Annotated in this window: 16 protein-coding genes; 15 read left to right on the top strand and 1 reads right to left on the bottom strand. The window is 65.2% G+C overall.

The genetic code is table 11. From position 1 onward, the window contains the following. Positions 1 to 39 precede the first annotated feature (39 nt). The 3 genes from BX591_RS33165 to BX591_RS33155 are packed head-to-tail and all read left to right on the top strand — an operon-like array spanning position 40 to position 3,333. Positions 40 to 1,092: an ABC transporter substrate-binding protein gene (locus tag BX591_RS33165; RefSeq protein ID WP_111935538.1), complete on the top strand. Its 1,053-nt coding sequence runs from the start codon at positions 40 to 42 to the stop codon at positions 1,090 to 1,092. 34 nt (positions 1,093 to 1,126) lie between these two features. Next, positions 1,127 to 1,735 carry a cysteine dioxygenase family protein gene (locus BX591_RS33160; protein WP_111935537.1) on the top strand — a complete coding sequence of 203 codons (609 nt, stop codon included), beginning with the start codon at positions 1,127 to 1,129 and terminating at the stop codon, positions 1,733 to 1,735. Continuing rightward, positions 1,732 to 3,333: a rhodanese-related sulfurtransferase gene (locus tag BX591_RS33155; protein WP_111935536.1), complete on the top strand. Its 1,602-nt coding sequence runs from the start codon at positions 1,732 to 1,734 to the stop codon at positions 3,331 to 3,333. The genes BX591_RS33160 and BX591_RS33155 overlap by 4 nt, the downstream gene beginning before the upstream one ends. Before the next feature lie 16 nt (positions 3,334 to 3,349). Here BX591_RS33155 and BX591_RS33150 read toward each other — a convergent pair whose 3' ends face one another. Next, positions 3,350 to 4,261 carry a LysR family transcriptional regulator gene (locus tag BX591_RS33150; protein ID WP_111935535.1) on the bottom strand — a complete coding sequence of 304 codons (912 nt, stop codon included), beginning with the start codon at positions 4,259 to 4,261 and terminating at the stop codon, positions 3,350 to 3,352. A 199-nt stretch (positions 4,262 to 4,460) separates the two neighbouring features. Here BX591_RS33150 and BX591_RS33145 point away from each other — a divergent pair, with 199 nt between their 5' ends. The 12 genes from BX591_RS33145 (at position 4,461) to astD (ending at position 17,548) form a co-directional block, all read left to right on the top strand. After that, the gene (locus BX591_RS33145; protein ID WP_111935534.1) at positions 4,461 to 5,432 is read left to right on the top strand and encodes an ABC transporter substrate-binding protein; all 972 of its coding nucleotides are present in this window, start codon (positions 4,461 to 4,463) and stop codon (positions 5,430 to 5,432) included. Positions 5,433 to 5,572: 140 nt separating this feature from the next. Further along, positions 5,573 to 6,763, top strand: a complete 1,191-nt coding sequence (locus BX591_RS33140) for an acyl-CoA dehydrogenase family protein (protein WP_111935533.1) — start codon at positions 5,573 to 5,575, stop codon at positions 6,761 to 6,763. Between the two features lie 517 nt (positions 6,764 to 7,280). Beyond that, positions 7,281 to 7,832 carry a hypothetical protein gene (locus BX591_RS33135; RefSeq protein ID WP_111935532.1) on the top strand — a complete coding sequence of 184 codons (552 nt, stop codon included), beginning with the start codon at positions 7,281 to 7,283 and terminating at the stop codon, positions 7,830 to 7,832. Between the two features lie 22 nt (positions 7,833 to 7,854). Further along, the gene (locus BX591_RS33130; RefSeq protein WP_111935531.1) at positions 7,855 to 8,808 is read left to right on the top strand and encodes a patatin-like phospholipase family protein; all 954 of its coding nucleotides are present in this window, start codon (positions 7,855 to 7,857) and stop codon (positions 8,806 to 8,808) included. Between the two features lie 339 nt (positions 8,809 to 9,147). Next, positions 9,148 to 9,837, top strand: a complete 690-nt coding sequence (locus BX591_RS33125; protein ID WP_111935530.1) for an ABC transporter permease — start codon at positions 9,148 to 9,150, stop codon at positions 9,835 to 9,837. A 4-nt stretch (positions 9,838 to 9,841) separates the two neighbouring features. Further along, positions 9,842 to 10,555, top strand: coding sequence for an ABC transporter permease (locus BX591_RS33120; RefSeq protein WP_111935529.1), 714 nt, complete (start codon positions 9,842 to 9,844; stop codon positions 10,553 to 10,555). A 127-nt stretch (positions 10,556 to 10,682) separates the two neighbouring features. Beyond that, on the top strand, positions 10,683 to 11,474 hold the full coding sequence (locus BX591_RS33115) for an ABC transporter ATP-binding protein (RefSeq protein ID WP_111935528.1): 792 nt from the start codon (positions 10,683 to 10,685) through the stop codon (positions 11,472 to 11,474). 25 nt (positions 11,475 to 11,499) lie between these two features. After that, complete coding sequence (locus BX591_RS33110; RefSeq protein ID WP_111935527.1) at positions 11,500 to 12,549, top strand: GlxA family transcriptional regulator; 1,050 nt, start codon at positions 11,500 to 11,502, stop codon at positions 12,547 to 12,549. Between the two features lie 113 nt (positions 12,550 to 12,662). Continuing rightward, complete coding sequence (locus BX591_RS33105) at positions 12,663 to 13,898, top strand: aspartate aminotransferase family protein (protein ID WP_111935526.1); 1,236 nt, start codon at positions 12,663 to 12,665, stop codon at positions 13,896 to 13,898. Positions 13,899 to 13,965: 67 nt separating this feature from the next. After that, entirely contained in the window at positions 13,966 to 15,048 is a 1,083-nt protein-coding gene (gene aruF, locus BX591_RS33100; protein ID WP_111935525.1) for an arginine/ornithine succinyltransferase subunit alpha, read from the top strand. Then, complete coding sequence (gene astA / locus BX591_RS33095; protein ID WP_111935524.1) at positions 15,045 to 16,076, top strand: arginine N-succinyltransferase; 1,032 nt, start codon at positions 15,045 to 15,047, stop codon at positions 16,074 to 16,076. Before aruF ends, astA begins: the two co-directional genes overlap by 4 nt. Before the next feature lie 8 nt (positions 16,077 to 16,084). Further along, positions 16,085 to 17,548, top strand: a complete 1,464-nt coding sequence (gene astD / locus BX591_RS33090) for a succinylglutamate-semialdehyde dehydrogenase (RefSeq protein WP_111935550.1) — start codon at positions 16,085 to 16,087, stop codon at positions 17,546 to 17,548. Positions 17,549 to 17,556: the final 8 nt, after the last annotated feature.

Raw genomic sequence — 17,556 nt, 5'->3', positions numbered from 1 at the left:
GCGCCATGCGTTGACCACACCATCACGGAACACCCCCAAATGACTCAGCGTTTCGATACGCCGGCTTCGCCGCGGCGTCGCCGGCTGGTGGCCGCGTTACCGGCGCTCACGTGGTTCGGCGCGAGCGGCGGTCTGATTTCGGCGGTTGCTTCAGGCGCCACGCCTGCCACAACCCAAGGCAGCGCCGCGCAGCAGCTCGATCTGAGCAAGGTACGCCTGCGTGTCGCGACCTACAAAGGCGGCGACGCCACCTTGCTGAAAACCGCCGGCCTCGCCGATACGCCCTATACGATCGACTGGGCCGAATTCCAGTCGGGCAACGCGATGGTCGAGGCGATGAACGGCGGCGCGCTGGATATCGCCTCGGGCAGCGAGATTCCGCCGATCTTCGCGCGCCTGCAAAACGCCCAGGTCCGCGTGATCGCCGTCTACAAGGACGACGTCAACAACCAGGTCGTGCTGGTGCCGAAGGGCTCGACGATCCGTTCGATCGCCGATCTGAAGGGCAAGCGCGTCGGCTACCTGCGCGCGACCACCACCCATTACTACCTGCTGCGGATGCTCGAAGAAGCCGGCCTGTCGTTCAACGACATTCAGGCGACCTCGCTCGCCCCGCGCGACGGTTTCGCGGCCTTCAATGCCGGCTCGCTCGACGCCTGGGCGATCTACGGCTACAACGTGCCGCTCGCGATCTCGCGCTCGGGCGCGCGCGTGCTGAAGAACGCGAACGGCTATCTGTCGGGCAATTACCTGTATTACGGGCATCCCACGACACTCGCCGAGCCCCTGCGGCGAGCCGCGTCGGCGGATTTGCTGGTACGGCTGCAGCGCGCCTGCACATGGTTCGGCCAGCATCAGGACGCGTACGCGAAGGTGCTGTCCGCCGAGCTGCGCGTGCCGGAAGAGGCCATCCTGTCGCTGTATCGCAACCAGAGCCAGCAGCGCCGTATTGCCGGCACGACGGCGGCCGATATCGCCAGCGAGCAGCAGGTGGCGGACACGTTCGCGCGCGCCGGGGTGATCGACCGCCATGTCGACGTCGCACCGCTGTGGACCGACACCTTCAATACCGCGCTCGCTCACGGTGCGTAAGCGGTCTTACCCCAACCTATCTTCCGATCATTCGATGACCCAAGCCCTGAGGCCGGACCGTCTGCGCACGTTCGTCGGCCGGATTGCATCCCTCGTCGACGCAGCGGCGCCCGAAGCCCAGCTACTCGACGCCGGCGCCGCCGCCTTGCGCGAATTGATCGCCCACGACGACTGGCTGCCCGATGCATTCGCGCAGCCCGATCCCGAGCGTTACCAGCAGTTCCTGTTGCACGCGGACTCGGCGCAACGCTTTTCCGTGGTCAGTTTCGTGTGGGGGCCGGGGCAGGCGACCCCCGTTCACGATCACACCGTCTGGGGGCTGATCGGTGTGCTGCGTGGCGCGGAAATTGCACAGGCTTATCGTGTCGCGCCGGATGGCGCGCTGCAGGAACACGGCGCGGCCAAACGCCTCGACACCGGTGACGTGGATGCGGTCTCGCCGGGCATCGGCGACATCCATCGCGTGAGCAATGCTTTTGGTGACCGTACGTCGATCAGCATTCACGTGTACGGTGCGAATATCGGCGCGGTGAGCCGTTCGGTCTATCCGGCCGGCGGCGGCCGCAAAAGGTTTATTTCCGGCTACTCGAACGACGTGTTACCGAATATCTGGAATGTCTCGAAGGAGTCTTCGATCTCATGAGTGTCGTTACAAACTTTCGTACCCGATCATTCGACGACGTGCGCCGCACACTGCTCGATCGCGAGGAAATCGCGCTCGTGGATGTGCGCGAGGAGGACCCGCACGCGCGCAGTCATCCGCTGTTTGCCGCTAACCTGCCGTTGTCGCGACTCGAACTCGATGCACCGGTCCGCTTGCCGCGTCGCGCGGTGCCGATCGTCGTGTTCGATTCGGGCGAAGGGCTCGCCGAACGCGCCGCGCTGCGGTTAAGCGAGTTGGGCTATACCGACGTCGCGTTGCTCGAAGGCGGCCTGCAAGGCTGGCGCGCAGCCGGCGGTGAACTGTTCCAGGACGTCAACGCGCCGAGCAAGGCATTCGGCGAACTGGTGGAAAGCGAGCGGCATACGCCGTCGCTGGCCGCGCCGCAGGTGCAGGCGCTGCTCGATCACGAAGCCGACGTGGTAGTGCTCGACGCGCGTCGCTTCGACGAATACCAGACCATGAACATTCCCGGCAGCATCAGCGTGCCGGGCGCGGAACTGGTGTTGCGCGCGCGCCAGCTCGCACCCAATCCGGCGACGCGGATCATCGTCAATTGCGCGGGGCGCACGCGCAGCATCATCGGCGCGCAATCGCTGATCAACGCGGGCGTGCCGAATCCGGTCGCGGCGCTGCGCAACGGCACGATCGGCTGGACACTCGCGGGCCAGGCGCCGGCGCACGGCAGCGCGCGCCGTTTCGAACCGATCGCCGACGACACGCTGCGTCTGGCCGCCGCCAATGCCGCACGCACGGTCGCGGATCGCGCGAAGGTGGGCCGCACGTCGCGCGACGAAGCGCGGCGCTGGGCCGGCGAAGCGGTGCGTACCGTCTATCGCTTCGACGTGCGCACGCCGGAAGAATACGAAGCGGGCCACGTGCCCGGTTTTCGTAGCGCGCCGGGTGGGCAACTGGTACAGGAAACCGACATGTTCGCGCCGGTGCGCGGCGCGCGCGTGATTCTCGCCGACAACGACGGCGTGCGCGCCAATATGACGGCGTCCTGGCTCGCGCAGATGAACGTCGAGGTGTACGTGGTCGACGGACTGACGGCCGCCGACCTCGGCGAGAAAGGCGCGGCGCCGGCGGCACGCGACGCGCCGGCACCGCCGGACGCCGATGAAATCACGCCGGCTGGCCTGGTGACGTTGCTGCAAACGCCGGGCACGGTCGTGCTGGATTTCACCACCAGCGCGAACTACGTGAAGCGGCACATACCCGGCGCGTGGTTCGTGATTCGCTCGCAACTCGCAGACGCGTTGCACAAGTTGCCGGCCGCGCAGCGGTATGTGGCGACATGCGGCAGCAGCGCGCTCGCGCGGTTTGCCGCGCCCGAACTGGCGGCCTTGACCGGCAAGCCGGTGCAGGTGCTGAGCGGCGGGACGGCGGCGTGGATCGACGCGGGCTTGCCGCTGGAAAGCGGGGAGGCGCGGCTGGCGTCGCCGCGCATCGATCGTTACCGGCGTCCGTATGAAGGCACCGATAACGCGCGCGAAGCGATGAATGCGTATCTGGAGTGGGAGTATGGTCTGGTCGCGCAGCTTGGGCGCGACGGGACGCATGGGTTCCGGGTGATTTGAAAAATAGGGCGCGGCCTCAGGCCGCGCGTTGCCCGCGGATCTCCTTGAACTGCCGTTCAAGCGCCGCGCCGAAGCGTTCCACCGGTTGCTGCAATTTGCCAAGCACGCGCGGATGCACGAGCCAGATATCGATCAGCGGCTTGAAGTCGCTGATCGATACGACGTCGAGCGTGTCGGCATGAGCACTGGCCTGAAGTAGCGGCAACGGCACGAGGCCGAGTCCATGGCCGTCCGCGACCAGTTGCAATTGCAACCCGGTGCCGGGCGTTTCCAGATTCAGTTTCAACGCCAGCCCCAAGCCCGTCAGTGCGCGTTGCAGGCCGTCGCGGAAACCGCAGCCGTCCGGATTCAATATCCAGCCGATCGACTGGCATTCGGCCAGCGTATGCGCGCGCTTTTTCAGCAGGCCTTTCTGCGCGACCGCCGCCAGCTTGACGCGGCCGAGCGAACGCGCCGTGAGTGTGTCGTCGAAGGATTTGTTGGCCGGCAACAGGATCGCGGCGGCGTCGAGTTCGCCCTGTTCGAGCCGTTGCAGCAACTGGCTGCCCCAGCCGGTCGATGCGCGCGCCTGCAAGTCGGGGTAAGCCGCTTTCAAACCGCGCATCGCTTCGCTCAGCGCGATATCCGCGATGGTCTGCGCGACGCCCAGACGCAGCGTGCCGACCGGCGGCGTGTCGCTGGCGACGATCTCGCGCAGCACGTCGAGTTCGCGCTGGATCACGCGGCATTGTTCATAGACCACGCGGCCCGTGGCGGTCGCTTTCAACGGTCGCGTATGGCGGTCGAGCAGTTCGACGCCGAGCGCTTCCTCGAAATTCTGCAGACGGCGCGTAATGGCCGGTTGCGTGAGGCCGAGCGCGAGCGCCGCCTGTTGCAGCGACTGACAGCGAATGACGGTGACAAAGGCGTCGATTTCGTCGATCTTCATGTTGAGCTGAGCGAGAGAGATAGCGCTTGAAAATGCGCCTGATCGGTGGCGTCGATGATACCCGCAGCGTCTCGCATTCACGCGACGATGCCGAAGAAAATTCGCATATTTGCTTAGCAGAATAATGCGTTTGTCTTATACGGAGAGGGGCCTTATCGTCAACGGCAATCGCGCTTCAAACCTCGACGGATAGGCATCCATGACGATTTCCCGTTTTTCTCCCGCATACCGCGTGTTGTATAAACCGCTCGGCGTCGCCGTACTGGCGCTGTCGGCCATGTGGTGCGCGCTGCCTTCGTACGCGGCCGATCTGCCGGTGCTCAAGGTCGGCGATCAGGCCTTGCAAACGCGCGGGATTCTCGAAGCGTCCGGACAGTTGAAAGACCTGCCGTACAAGATCGAGTGGTTCAACTTTCCGGCGGCGCAACCGCTCGGTGAAGCCTTGAATGCGGGCGCCGTCGACGTTGGCGGTCTCGGCGACGCGCCGCTGGTGTTCGCGCTCGCGGCCGGCGCGCGCGTGCGAGCGGTCGCGGCGACCCGCTCGAATCCGCGGGATCTGGCGATTGTCGTCGGCGAGCATTCGCCGTTGAACGACGCGGCGAGTTTGAAGGGCAAGCGCATTGCGACGACGCGCGGCTCGATCGGCCACTATCTCGCGCTGGCCGCGCTGAAGAAGGCCGGCATTGCGCCGAACGACGTCAACTTCGTTTTCCTCGCGCCCGCCGATGCCAAAGCGGCGCTCGCGTCGGGCAGCGTCGATGCCTGGTCGGTGTGGGACCCGTACACGGCGCTCGCCGAATCGCGCGATCACGACCGCCTGATCGCGAACGGCGTGGGCCTGTCGGAAGGGCTCAGCTATCAGGTCGCGACGGAACGCGCGATCACGGACAAGCGCGTGCAACTCGCGGACTTCCTGCGTCGGGTGGCGATTGGTCAGCGCTGGGCGCTTTCGCATCCGGACGAAGTCGCGGCGATGCAGTCGCGCGTCACGGGTTTGCCGACCGATGTGCTGAAGACGGTCTATCAACGCGGCCAGGTGCATCCGGTCGCGATCGACGACAGCGTCGTCGCCGCGCAGCAGCGCACCGCCGATACCTATGAAGCCGCCAACGTGATCCGCGCGCATCTCGACGTACGCGCGAGTTTCGATCGCAGTTTTCCTTTGCCGTGAGGTTGGGCCGCTTGTTCGACTTCTTGTTCGACGGTTTGCGCGACGGTTTGCGTGACGATTCGCCGCGGCGTCGCGCCAACCGTTCGTCGTGAATCCTCGACCACCCTCGATCGCCCGATGAGGCCCCCCGGAGTGCCCGCATGAATGCCCCGATTGCCGAAAGCGCCGTGACGCGACGTCATCCTCCGCTCGATAGCGGCGCCTTCCGCGCGTTGCTCGCCGATCTCACCCGCGAGTTCGCCGCGAGCGCCGCGCAGTACGACGCCAGCGCCGAATTTCCCCACGCGAACCTCGCCCGCCTGCACGAATTCGATCTGCTTTCGCTGACGGTGCCCGCATCGCTGGGCGGAGCCGGTGCGAGCTTGCCGCAAGCGCTCGACGTCGTGCGCGCGGTCGCGCGCGGCGAGCCCTCCACCGCGCTGGTCGTGGTGATGCAGTACCTGTTTCAGTTTCGCTTGCAGAGCAATCCGCATTGGCCGGTCGAACTGCGTGAACGCGTCGCGCGTGAAGCGGTGCGTGATGGCGCATTGATCAACTCGCTGCGCGTCGAACCCGAACTCGGTTCGCCGGCACGCGGCGGCTTGCCGTCGACGGTGGCGAGGCGTAGCGGCGACGGCTGGCTGATCGACGGCAGCAAACTCTATTCGACCGGCAGCCCCGGACTCACGTGGCTCGCGGTCTGGGCGCGCAGCGACGAAACCCCGCCGCGGGTCGGCGTGTGGCTCGTGCCGCGCGACGCGCCGGGCGTGCGCGTGGGCAGCGCATGGAATCATCTCGGCATGCGCGCGACCGGCAGTCACGAACTGGTGTTCGACAACGTGTTCGTGCCGGCCGCCTACGCCGTGGACGTGCACCCGCCGGGCGAACCGGGCGCCGGCCTCGACGCGACCGGACTTGCGTGGATGAGCGTGCTGTTGTCGGCGGTCTACGACGGCGTGGCGCGCGCCGCGCGCGACTGGTTCGCGCAGTGGGCCGCGACGCGTCGCCCCGGCAGCCTCGGCGCACCGCTCGCAAGCTTGCCGGCGTTTCAACAGACGCTCGGCCGGATCGACGCGCTGCTGTTCAGCAATCGCGTGCTGCTCGATGCGGGCGCACAAGCCGCGCAGGTGGCGCTCGACGAAGCGCCGCTCGTCAAATACACGGTGACGAATCAGTCGATCGAAGCGGTGCAGCTGGCGATCGAGGCGAGCGGCAACCCGGGCCTCACGCGCGACAATCCGCTGGAGCGCCACTATCGCGACGTGCTGTGCGCACGCATTCACACGCCGCAGAACGACTCGGTGCTGCAGGGCGTGGGGCGCGCGGGATTCGCCGCGTTTTTGCCGGCTTGAAACGCACGGCGCGGGCATGCGCGCGCCGCTTGCGAATCCTCTGCCGATTCGGTGTAAACGCGCTCTCGTCTAAAGCGGCCAATCCATTTAGATTAACTGCACTTGGCAGGCTTATCGAGGGACCAGGGCGGCCAACCAAGCAGCGGTCCGTCACACCGGCGCTGGCGCAAGGCGAGAGGCCAAGGTCGCTCGCCGTCACGTTCGGAGCGGACCGCTGCGTGTCGTCCCTCGCGCGTCGTTCGTCGTGTCGCGACGGCGGTGCTTCGATGCCGCCGGGCTGACCGTTGCTTCACCGTCTACACTGATTTCCCGGTTGACCGTATCGACCGTGGCGACGCTTTGCACAGCGTCGCCTTTTTTGCGTGCTGCGGCGTGTGGCGCGCAAGCTCCTCGCAGGCGTCCCATCGCCACCCTCGCTCGCGGTTTTCTCCGCACACGGTTATCCTGTAGTACACCCTACACAACATCCACCGCGATGCGGACCGTTACGCCGCCGCATCGATACAGGAAATCCGCTGTGAGTCTCAAACCGCTAATTGCCGTCATGCTGGCCGCGTGCGTCGCGCTGACCGGCTGCGACCAACAACAGAGCGATCAGGCCGTGCAAAAACTCAAGGCATTCTTCAACGCCGTTAAACCCGACGCGCTGCTGCTGAAGGACATGACGCCGGGCGTCACGACCGAGGCGCAGATCCGCGATCAGATGGGCAAGCCGGAAACCGAGCGCACTTTCACCGACGGTTCGAAGCGCTTCGAATATCCGCGGGGCCCGGAAGGTTTGAACACGTATATGGTCGATATCGATCGTGACGGCAAATTGCAGGCCATCACCCAGGTGCTGACCGCCGCCAACTTCGCGAAGATTCATACCGGCATGAGCGAGGACGAAGTGCGCCGCCTGCTCGGCAAGCCGGGCCAGGTGGCGGTTTTTCCGCTCAAGCCGGAGACGGTGTGGAGCTGGAAGTGGCGCGAGCGCGGCGTGACCGAAGAAGGTATTTTCAACGTGCACTTCGACGAGTTTCACAAGGTTTATACGACATCGCGCTCGGACGTGATGCGCGGGCACTAGACGACAACAGGCGGGGAAAAAAATGATACGTCGACGTCGATACAGCCGTATCGGGCTGGTGTTGGGGGGCGGCGCCGCGCGCGGCTGGGCGCATATCGGCGCGATTCGCGCGCTGCACGACGCGGGCATCAAGCCGGACGTGGTGTGCGGCACGTCGATCGGCGCGCTGGTCGGCGCGGTCTACGCGAACGGCGACCTCGACTGGCTGGAGGAATGGGTCTCGCGGCTCACCTGGCAGACGGTGGTGCGCCTGCTCGATCTGCGTTTCTCGGGCGGTCTGCTCGGCGGGCGCAAAGTGATCCAGCTGTTCGCCGACAAATTCAACGGCTGCTCGATCGCGCAACTGAACCTGCCGTTCGCGGCGGTCGCGACCGAACTCGACAGCGGCCGCGAGACCTGGTTGCAGGACGGCAGCGTGTCCGACGCGGTGCGCGCATCGATTGCGATTCCGGGCATTTTCACGCCGGTCTATCACAACGGCGTGTGGCTGGTGGACGGCGGTCTCAGCAATCCGGTGCCGGTGTCGGTCGCGCGCGGCATGCGCGCCGACTGCGTGATCGCGGTGGATCTGAACAACGACATTCTGAATGGCCGCGACTTCGGCGGCGCGGTGGTCGACACGCCCGCCATCGATCCCGACGCGCCGCCGCCGGTCTCGCTGCGCCGTAACGGCAAGCCGTGGCCGCGCTGGCTGGCCCCGGCCGATACGCCCGTCACCCGCGACGTGCGCGTGCCGCCCGCGCCGAGCGCGCGCGTGCCGTCGATGCTGAGTTCGATCGCGCAGAGTATCGACATCATGCAGGTGCGGATTACGCGCAGCCGGCTGGCCGGCGAACCGGCGGATATCCTGATCCAGCCAAGGCTGGGCGGCATGGGGATTTTCGACTTTCATCGTGCGGGGCCGGCCATCGAAGAGGGGCGGGCGGCGGTCGAGCACATGCTGCCGGCGATCCGCTCGCGGCTGGGGATGGACTGAAGGGCCTGGGTGCGCTCCGGCGCACAGGCCCCCCCGATTCCAGTCGCACCGGCCGCGCCGCGTCTATCGAAAAAGCGACCCGAAACTTGCTAAATCGCGGCGGCGCCCACCGCCCGCGCCGCGCCTTACAACGACATATCCCCTGCAAAACCAAGCGCTGCCAGCGCTCCCGCCCGGCAAACGGCGCAATGTTGCGTCGCAACATGACACCCCTCCACCATTTGAGCAATTAATTTTTGCTTGGGAGACTCCGCGCCATGCTGAACGCGTCGGGCAAACGGATTGACACCCGGCGACGCGTTGCAGGCACATCCTCAAACAACCTGGATGGAGACACGCGTGTTCCTATACGGCTTTGGTCCGGTGTTGCTGGCCGGCACGATCCAGACGATCGAGCTGTCCGTCCTGTCGCTGGCGGCCGCCGTGCTGCTCGGCCTCGCGGGCGCGGCGGCGAAACTCTCCTTCAATCGCCCGCTGCGGGCCGTCGCGACGGGTTATACGACGCTGATCCGCTCGGTGCCCGACCTCGTGCTGATGCTGCTGCTGTTCTACAGCATCCAGATCGCGGTGAACAACGTCACCGACGCGTTGAATCTGCCGCAGTTCGATATCGATCCGTTCGTGGCCGGCGTGCTGACGCTCGGCTTCATCTACGGCGCGTATTTCACCGAGACTTTTCGCGGCGCGTTTCTCGCCGTGCCGCGCGGCCAGCTCGAAGCGGGCAGTGCCTACGGCATGAGCGGCGCGCGCGTGTTCACCCGCATTTTGTTTCCGCAAATGATGCGTTTCGCGCTGCCGGGCATCGGCAATAACTGGCAGGTACTGGTCAAGGCGACGGCGCTGGTGTCGATCATCGGTCTCGCCGACGTGGTGAAAGCCGCGCAGGACGCCGGCAAAAGCACCTTCAACATGTTCTTCTTCATTCTGATCGCCGCGGCCATCTATCTGGCGATCACCACCGCCTCGAACCTCGTGCTGATCTGGCTGGAAAAGCGCTATTCGACCGGCGTGCGCCACGCGGAGCTCTAAGACCATGATCGACATTCTCAATCAATTCTGGCGCGCGTTTCTGTACTGGGACGGCCAGCGCCTGTCCGGCCTCGCGGTGACGTTGTGGCTGCTGGTGGCGTCGGTCGGGATCGGCTTTTTCGGGGCGATTCCGCTGGCGGTGGCGCGCGTGTCGAAAAAGCGCTGGCTGTCGACGCCGGTGCGTCTTTACACCTACGTGTTTCGCGGCACGCCGTTGTACGTGCAACTGTTGTTGATTTATACCGGCATGTACAGTCTCGAATTCGTGCGCTCGCATGAGTTGCTGGACGCGTTTTTCCGCAGCGGTTTTCACTGTGCGATTCTGGCCTTCGCGTTGAACACCTGCGCGTACACCACCGAGATTTTCGCCGGCGCGATCCGTTCGACCTCGCACGGCGAAGTGGAAGCGGCCCGCGCCTACGGCATGAGCTGGTTCACGATGTACCGGCGCATTGTGATACCGTCCGCGCTGCGCCGGGCACTGCCGTTGTACAGTAACGAGGTGATCCTGATGCTGCACGCCACCACGGTCGCTTTCACGGCCACGGTGCCGGACATTCTGAAGGTGGCGCGCGACGCGAATTCGGCCACGTATCGCTCGTTCGACTCGTTCGGCCTCGCGGCGCTGATTTACCTCGTGGTGTCGTTCGCGCTGGTGGCCTTGTTCCGGCGCGCCGAGCGTCACTGGCTGGGTTACCTGGCGGTGCGCACGCATTGAGCCGCGGTGGGCTGACCTGATCGTGCAACATTGGCATCGGGCGCTCAGCGCACCGCAATGCATCGCAGTGCATCGCAGTGATTGAGCGCCGTCGAAGACTGATCCGTATTTTCAAAGGGAGAGCATCTTGCTCCACACGACTCAAACCGAAGCTTGCAAGCTCGCCGTACAGGACATCCACAAGCGCTACGGCGACAACGAGGTGCTCAAGGGCGTTTCATTGAACGCGAACAAGGGCGACGTGATCAGCATCATCGGCGCGAGCGGGTCGGGCAAGAGCACCTTCCTGCGCTGCATCAACTTTCTCGAACGGCCGAACGCGGGGCAGATCGTCGTCGATGGTGAAACGGTCAAGACCAAAGCCGATCGCGCCGGCAATCTCGAAGTCGCCGATCACAAGCAGCTGCAGCGCATTCGCACGAAACTCGCGATGGTGTTCCAGCACTTCAATTTGTGGGCGCACATGAACGTGATCGAGAATATCGTCGAAGCGCCGATTCACGTGCTCGGCATGTCGCGTCGCGAAGCCGAAGAGCGCGCGCGCGAGTACCTCGAAAAAGTCGGTCTCGCGCCGCGTCTGGAAAAACAGTATCCGTCGCATCTGTCGGGCGGTCAGCAGCAGCGCGTGGCGATTGCCCGGGCACTGGCCATGAATCCGGACGTGATGCTATTCGACGAGCCCACCTCGGCGCTCGATCCCGAACTGGTCGGCGAAGTGTTGAAGGTCATGCAGAAGCTCGCCGAAGAAGGCCGCACCATGATCGTCGTCACGCACGAAATGGGATTCGCGCGCAACGTGTCGAACCATGTGATGTTCCTGCATCAGGGCCGCACCGAAGAAGAAGGCTTGCCCGCCGACGTGCTGACCGCGCCGCGCAGCGAACGGCTCAAGCAGTTCCTGTCCGGCAGTCTGAAGTAACGCGCGGCTCGCGCCGCTTCATTCGATGGCTCGTACGTCCAGCCCGGCCCGCACCACCCAGGTCGCCATCGTCGCCTTGCCGCCCGTGTCGATGTCGGGCGTCGGGCCGATCGTCGACGCGCTCAATCTCGCCAACGAGATCGACGGCCGCGCGCTGTACCGCGTGCAGGTCTGTTCGTGGGACGGCCGCGCGGTGCCGCTGGCGGGTGGCGCGCAGTGGCCCGCCGACGCCGCGTTCGGCGACGCCATTTCGTGCGACTGGCTGATTATCGTCAGCGAACGGTTTCAGCAGTTCGCCGATTACCGCCTGTTTCTCGCCAGTCTGTCGCGCGTCGGACAACGCACGCCGCTCGTTACCGGCATCCATCACGGTGTGTGGTGGCTTGCCATGGCGGGGCAGTTGTCCGGCTATCGCGTAAGCGTCAACTGGGAAACCTACCAGCAGTTCTCCGAGCAGTTCGAGCGCTCCATCGTCACCCAGCAGATCTTCGAAATCGACCGCGATCGCGCCACCTGTGCGGGCGGCCAGGCGAGCGTCGACTTCATGCTCGCGATGATCGGCCGCGAGCACGGTCCCGAACTGGCGGAGCGGATCGCCGATACGCTCGGCGTCGGCGTGTTGCGCGCGGGCGAGGAGCGGCAGCGGATTCCGTTCGTGACGGCGCCGGGCGAACGGCATCCGCGTTTGAACGACGCGCTGATGCTGATGGAAGCGAATATCGAAGACCCGCTGACCACCGACGACATCGCGAATCTCGTGGGCGTTTCGCGCCGACAGCTGGAGCGGCTGTTTCGCCAGTATCTCGGTTCGATGCCGTCCAAATACTATCTGGGCTTGCGGCTGTCCAAAGCGCGCACGCAGTTGCAGCGCACCAGTAAATCGGTGGTGCAGATCAGCCTCGCGTGCGGGTTTTCGTCGGCGGCGCATTTTTCGAATGCGTACCGCGAACGCTTCAATGTCACGCCACGCGAGGATCGTCGCAACTGGATCGACAGGCAGACCGGCGCGAGCGGCGCGGCGGCCAGCGAGCCGCGGCCCGGCGCGTTGATCGAACGGCCGGATCAGGCGGATTGAGAGCATTGCACCGCGCACCGAAGCTCATAGAAAGCGTCGCGTATGCGCAAGACGGCTCGCTGACGATTTCCTACACTATCTGTACTACCTCTCACCCGTAACGAGGATTTGCCATGAACGACCTGACAGTGACACGCCAGACTTTCGACGAAGTGATGGTGCCGGTGTTTTCGCCCGCCGCCTTCGTGCCGGATCGCGGTCTCGGCTCACGCGTCTGGGATACGCAAGGCCGCGACTATGTCGACTTCGCCGGCGGCATTGCCGTCACCGCGCTCGGTCATGCCCATCCCGAACTGCTGAAAGTGCTGCACGAGCAGGGCGGCAAGCTGTGGCACATCGGCAACGGCTACACCAACGAACCGGTGCTGCGTCTGGCCAAACGTCTCGAAGACCTGACCTTCGCCGACCGCGCCTTCTTCGCCAACTCGGGCGCCGAAGCGAACGAAGCCGCGCTGAAGCTGGCGCGTCGCGTCGCGTTCGAGCGTCATGGCGCCGACAAGGTCGAGATCATCTCGTTCACGCAGTCGTTCCATGGCCGCACGTTCTTCACCGTGAGCGTGGGCGGTCAGCCGAAATATTCGGAAGGCTTCGGCCCGGTGCCGCAGGGCATCGTCCATTTGCCGTACAACGATATCGAAGCGGCGAAGCAAGCGATCGGCGCGAAAACCTGTGCGGTGATCGTCGAGCCGATTCAGGGCGAAGGCGGTGTGATCCCGGCGGATCCGGCCTTCCTGAAAGCGCTGCGCGAAGCGTGCGACGCGCACGGCGCCCTGCTGATTTTTGACGAGGTACAAACGGGGGTGGGCCGCAGCGGCTACTTCTACGCGTACGAGGAAAGCGGCGTGACGCCGGATATCCTGACCACCGCGAAGGCGCTCGGCAACGGTTTCCCGATCGGCGCGATGCTGACCACGAACGAACTGGCCGCGCATTTCAAGGTCGGCGTGCACGGCACGACGTACGGCGGCAATCCGCTGGGCGCGGCTATCGCGGAGAAGGTCGTCGAGTTGATCAGCAACCCGAAGTTGCTGGAAGGCGTGCGTACGCGCAGCGACGCGTTGAAGGGCCACCTCGCGAAGCTCAACGAACGCTTTGGTCTCTTCAAGGAAGTGCGCGGTAAAGGCCTGCTGATCGGCGCTGAACTGACCGACGCCTTCAAGGGCCGCGCGAAGGATTTCGTCACTGCCGCCGGTCAGCATGGCGTGATCATGCTGATGGCGGGTCCCGACGTGCTGCGTTTCGTGCCGTCGCTGGTCATGCCGCTCGACGATATGAACGAAGGCTTCGCGCGTCTGGCGAAGGCGATCGAAGAGATCGTCGGCGCGAGAGCCGAGGCGGCGTCGAAGTGATTTTTCGCGCCAGACCGATGACGAGCCACAGGCACGGCATCATGCGTCACATTCAACAGGAACGATGATGCTCTTCGTACGCCCCAGCCGCCTCGCCGATCTCGACGCGCTCGAACAGATGGCGCGCACCGCGCAACCGGTGCTGCATTCGCTACCGCACGACCGGGGCGCGCTCGAAGCGCGCATCGCGTTGTCGGAAGACTCGTTTCGCGCGGATGTCGATTTTCCGGGCGAGGAGTTTTATCTGTTCGTGCTCGAAGACGGACAAAGCGGCAAGCTGATGGGCACGGCGAGCATCGTCGCCGCGGCCGGTTATTCGGACCCGTTCTACGCGTTTCGCAACGACGCGCTGATTCATGCGTCGCGCGAACTGCACGTGAATCGCAAGATTCACGCGCTGACCATGTCGCATGAACTGACCGGCAAGAGCCGGCTCGCGGGGTACTACATCGATCCGTCGCTGCGTGGCGACGCCGCCGCGCATCTGATGTCGCGCGCGCGGATGATGTATATCGCCGCGAATCGCAAGCGCTTCACGTCCGAGGTGTTCTCGCTGCTGCTCGGCGTGACCGACGAGCACGGCGTGTCGCCGTTCTGGGAAGCGGTGGGGCGCAAGTTCTTCGGCCGCGATTTCGCGGACATCGAAATCGAATCGGGTGGCCGCAGCCGCACGTTTATCGCCGAAGTGATGCCTACTTACCCCGTGTATGTGCCGTTGCTGCCGGAAGCGGCGCAGCGCGTGCTCGGCGAGCCGGATTCGAAGGCCTTGCTCGCTTACGAGATTCACCAGGAAGAAGGCTTCGAGACCGACCGCTACATCGATATTTTCGATGCGGGCCCGGTGCTGACCGCGCAGGTGGATCGCAGCGCCTGCGTCACGCGCAACGAAACGCGCGTGGTGCGCGACGCGGCCGCTGCGGCGAACGGGTCGACGTATCTGATCGCGCATAACGGCGCCGACGGCGAATTCCGTTGCGTGCTCGGCGAACTGGCGGCCGGCAACGCAGTCGATCACGCAGCGGATAAGACCCGCGACGCGGCATTGCCGCACGCGGCGCGCGTCGCGCTCGGCGTGAGCGAGGGCGACGCGGTGCGCTGCGTGCCGCTGCACGCGTCGCATCAGGATGAACCTAGGGGAGACGCACGATGATCGTCGTACGCGTTGTGCAACGAGGCGATGTGGACGCGCTGATGCGGCTCGCGCAGGAAACCGGCCCGGGTCTCACCACCTTCAAGCCGGATCGCGACGCGCTGGCGGCGCGGGTGGAACGCGCGCGCCGCACGATGGAAGACAAGGCCGAGCCGCATGAAGCCGGCTACTTCTTCGTGATGGAAGACACCGATACCGGCGACGTGGCCGGCGTGTGTGGCATCGAAACGGCAGTCGGTCTGCAGCAGCCGTTCTACAACTATCGCGTGAGCACGGTGGTGCACGCGAGCCAGGATCTCGGCATCTGGACGCGAATGCGCGCGCTGAACATCTCGCACGACCTGACGGGTTATGCCGAAGTCTGCTCGCTGTTCCTGAGCCCGCGTTATCGCACGAGCGGGGTGGGCGGTTTGCTGTCGCGCTCGCGTTTTATGTTTCTCGCCCAGTTTCGCGAGCGGTTTCCGCAGCGTTTGTGCGCGGAATTGCGCGGTCATTTCGATGCCGACGGCACCTCGCCGTTCTGGCGCGCGGTCGGCTCGCATTTCTATCAGATCGATTTCAACGCGGCGGACTATCTGAGTTCGCACGGCCGCAAGGCGTTTCTCGCCGAGCTGATGCCACGCTATCCGGTGTATGTCGAGTTGCTGCCGCAGGAGGCGCAGGACTGCGTCGGTCTCACGCACAACGACACGATTCCGGCGCGCCGCATGCTCGAAACGGAAGGGCTGCGTTACGAGAATCATGTGGATATTTTCGACGCCGGTCCGGTGCTCGAATGCCATATCGCCGACTTGCGCACGGTGCGCGAGAGCGTGCTGGTGCCGGTCGAGATCACTGGCGCGCCGGCGGGTGCGCCGCAGGATGGGCCGAAGTCGATGGTATCGAACACGTCGCTCGGCGATTTTCGCGTCGGCGTGGTGGCGGGCGTGCCGCAGGACGGCGTGTTCCGCCTGAGCGCCGCCGAAGCCGCGGCGCTCGACGTCAAGGCAGGCGACCTCGTGCGCGTGCTGCCGCAGAAACACAAATAAGGATGATCATGAGCGAGCTTTTCATCGACGGCGAATGGGCCGCCGGCACAGGACCCGTTTTCGCGTCGCGTAACCCCGGTACGGGCGCGGCGGTGTGGGAAGGCAATGGCGCGTCGGCGGACGACGTCGATCGCGCCGTGCGCAGCGCGCGCCGCGCGTTCGCCGGGTGGTCGGCGTTGAGCCTCGACGAGCGTTGCGGCGTGGTACGCCGCTTCGCTGCACTCGTGACCGAACGCAAGGAAGCGCTGGCCGAAGCGATTGGCCGCGAGACGGGCAAGCCGTTGTGGGAAGCGCGTACCGAAGCGGCGTCGATGGCCGCCAAGGTGGAGATTTCGATTCAGGCCTATCACGAGCGCACCGGCGAGAAGCGCTCGGCCATGGCCGACGGTACCGCTGTGTTGCGGCATCGTCCGCATGGCGTGGTGGCGGTGTTCGGGCCGTATAACTTTCCGGGCCATTTGCCGAACGGGCATATCGTGCCGGCGTTGATCGCGGGTAATGCGGTCGTGTTCAAACCGTCCGAGCTGGCGCCGGCTGTCGCGACGCTGACCGTGCAGATCTGGCGCGATGCGGGCTTGCCGCCGGGCGTGCTGAATCTCGTGCAAGGCGAGAAAGAGACGGGTATCGCGCTGGCGAATCACCGGCAGATCGACGGCCTGTTCTTCACCGGCAGCTCGGATACCGGCACCTTGCTGCACAAGCAGTTCGGCGGCCGCCCGGAGATCGTGCTGGCGCTGGAGATGGGCGGCAACAATCCGCTCGTGATCGGACCGGTGGCCGATGTCGACGCCGCCGTGCATCACACGATCCAGTCGGCGTTTCTGTCGGCGGGGCAGCGCTGCACCTGCGCACGGCGGATTTTCGTGCCGAACGACGCGTTTGGCGATCGCTTCCTCGCGCGTCTCACGGAAGTCACCGCGCGCATTACCGTGGGCGAATACAACGCCGATCCGCAGCCGTTCATGGGCGCGGTGATCTCGGCGCGCGCGGCTTCGCGACTCGTCGCCGCGCAGCAACGTTTGCTGGCCGACGGGGCGAACGCCCTGCTTGAAATGGAGCAGCGCGACCCGAACCTCGGCTTCGTCACGCCTGCGATTCTCGACGTGACGCACGTGAAGCATCTGCCGGACGAAGAACACTTCGGCCCGCTCGCGCAGATCATCCGCTACGGCAGCTTCGACGAAGCGCTCGACCGGGCCAACGACACCGAGTTCGGTCTCTCCGCGGGCCTGCTCGCCGACGACGAAGCGCTGTGGACGCATTTTCAGCGCACCATCCGCGCCGGTATCGTCAACTGGAACCGGCCGACCAATGGGGCTTCTTCCGGGGCGCCGTTCGGTGGTCCGGGCCGCTCCGGCAACCATCGGCCGAGCGCGTATTACGCCGCCGATTACTGCGCCTTCCCGATGGCTTCCGTCGAAAGCGCGCAACTGCAAATGCCCGCGAGCGTCTCGCCGGGCCTCCAATTCTAAGGATCGAC

The sequence above is a fragment of the Paraburkholderia bryophila genome, assembly GCF_003269035.1.
Classification (GTDB): Bacteria; Pseudomonadota; Gammaproteobacteria; order Burkholderiales; family Burkholderiaceae; genus Paraburkholderia; species Paraburkholderia bryophila.
Note: the sequence above shows the minus strand (reverse complement) of the source record. Positions and strands in the feature narration are given on the sequence as shown.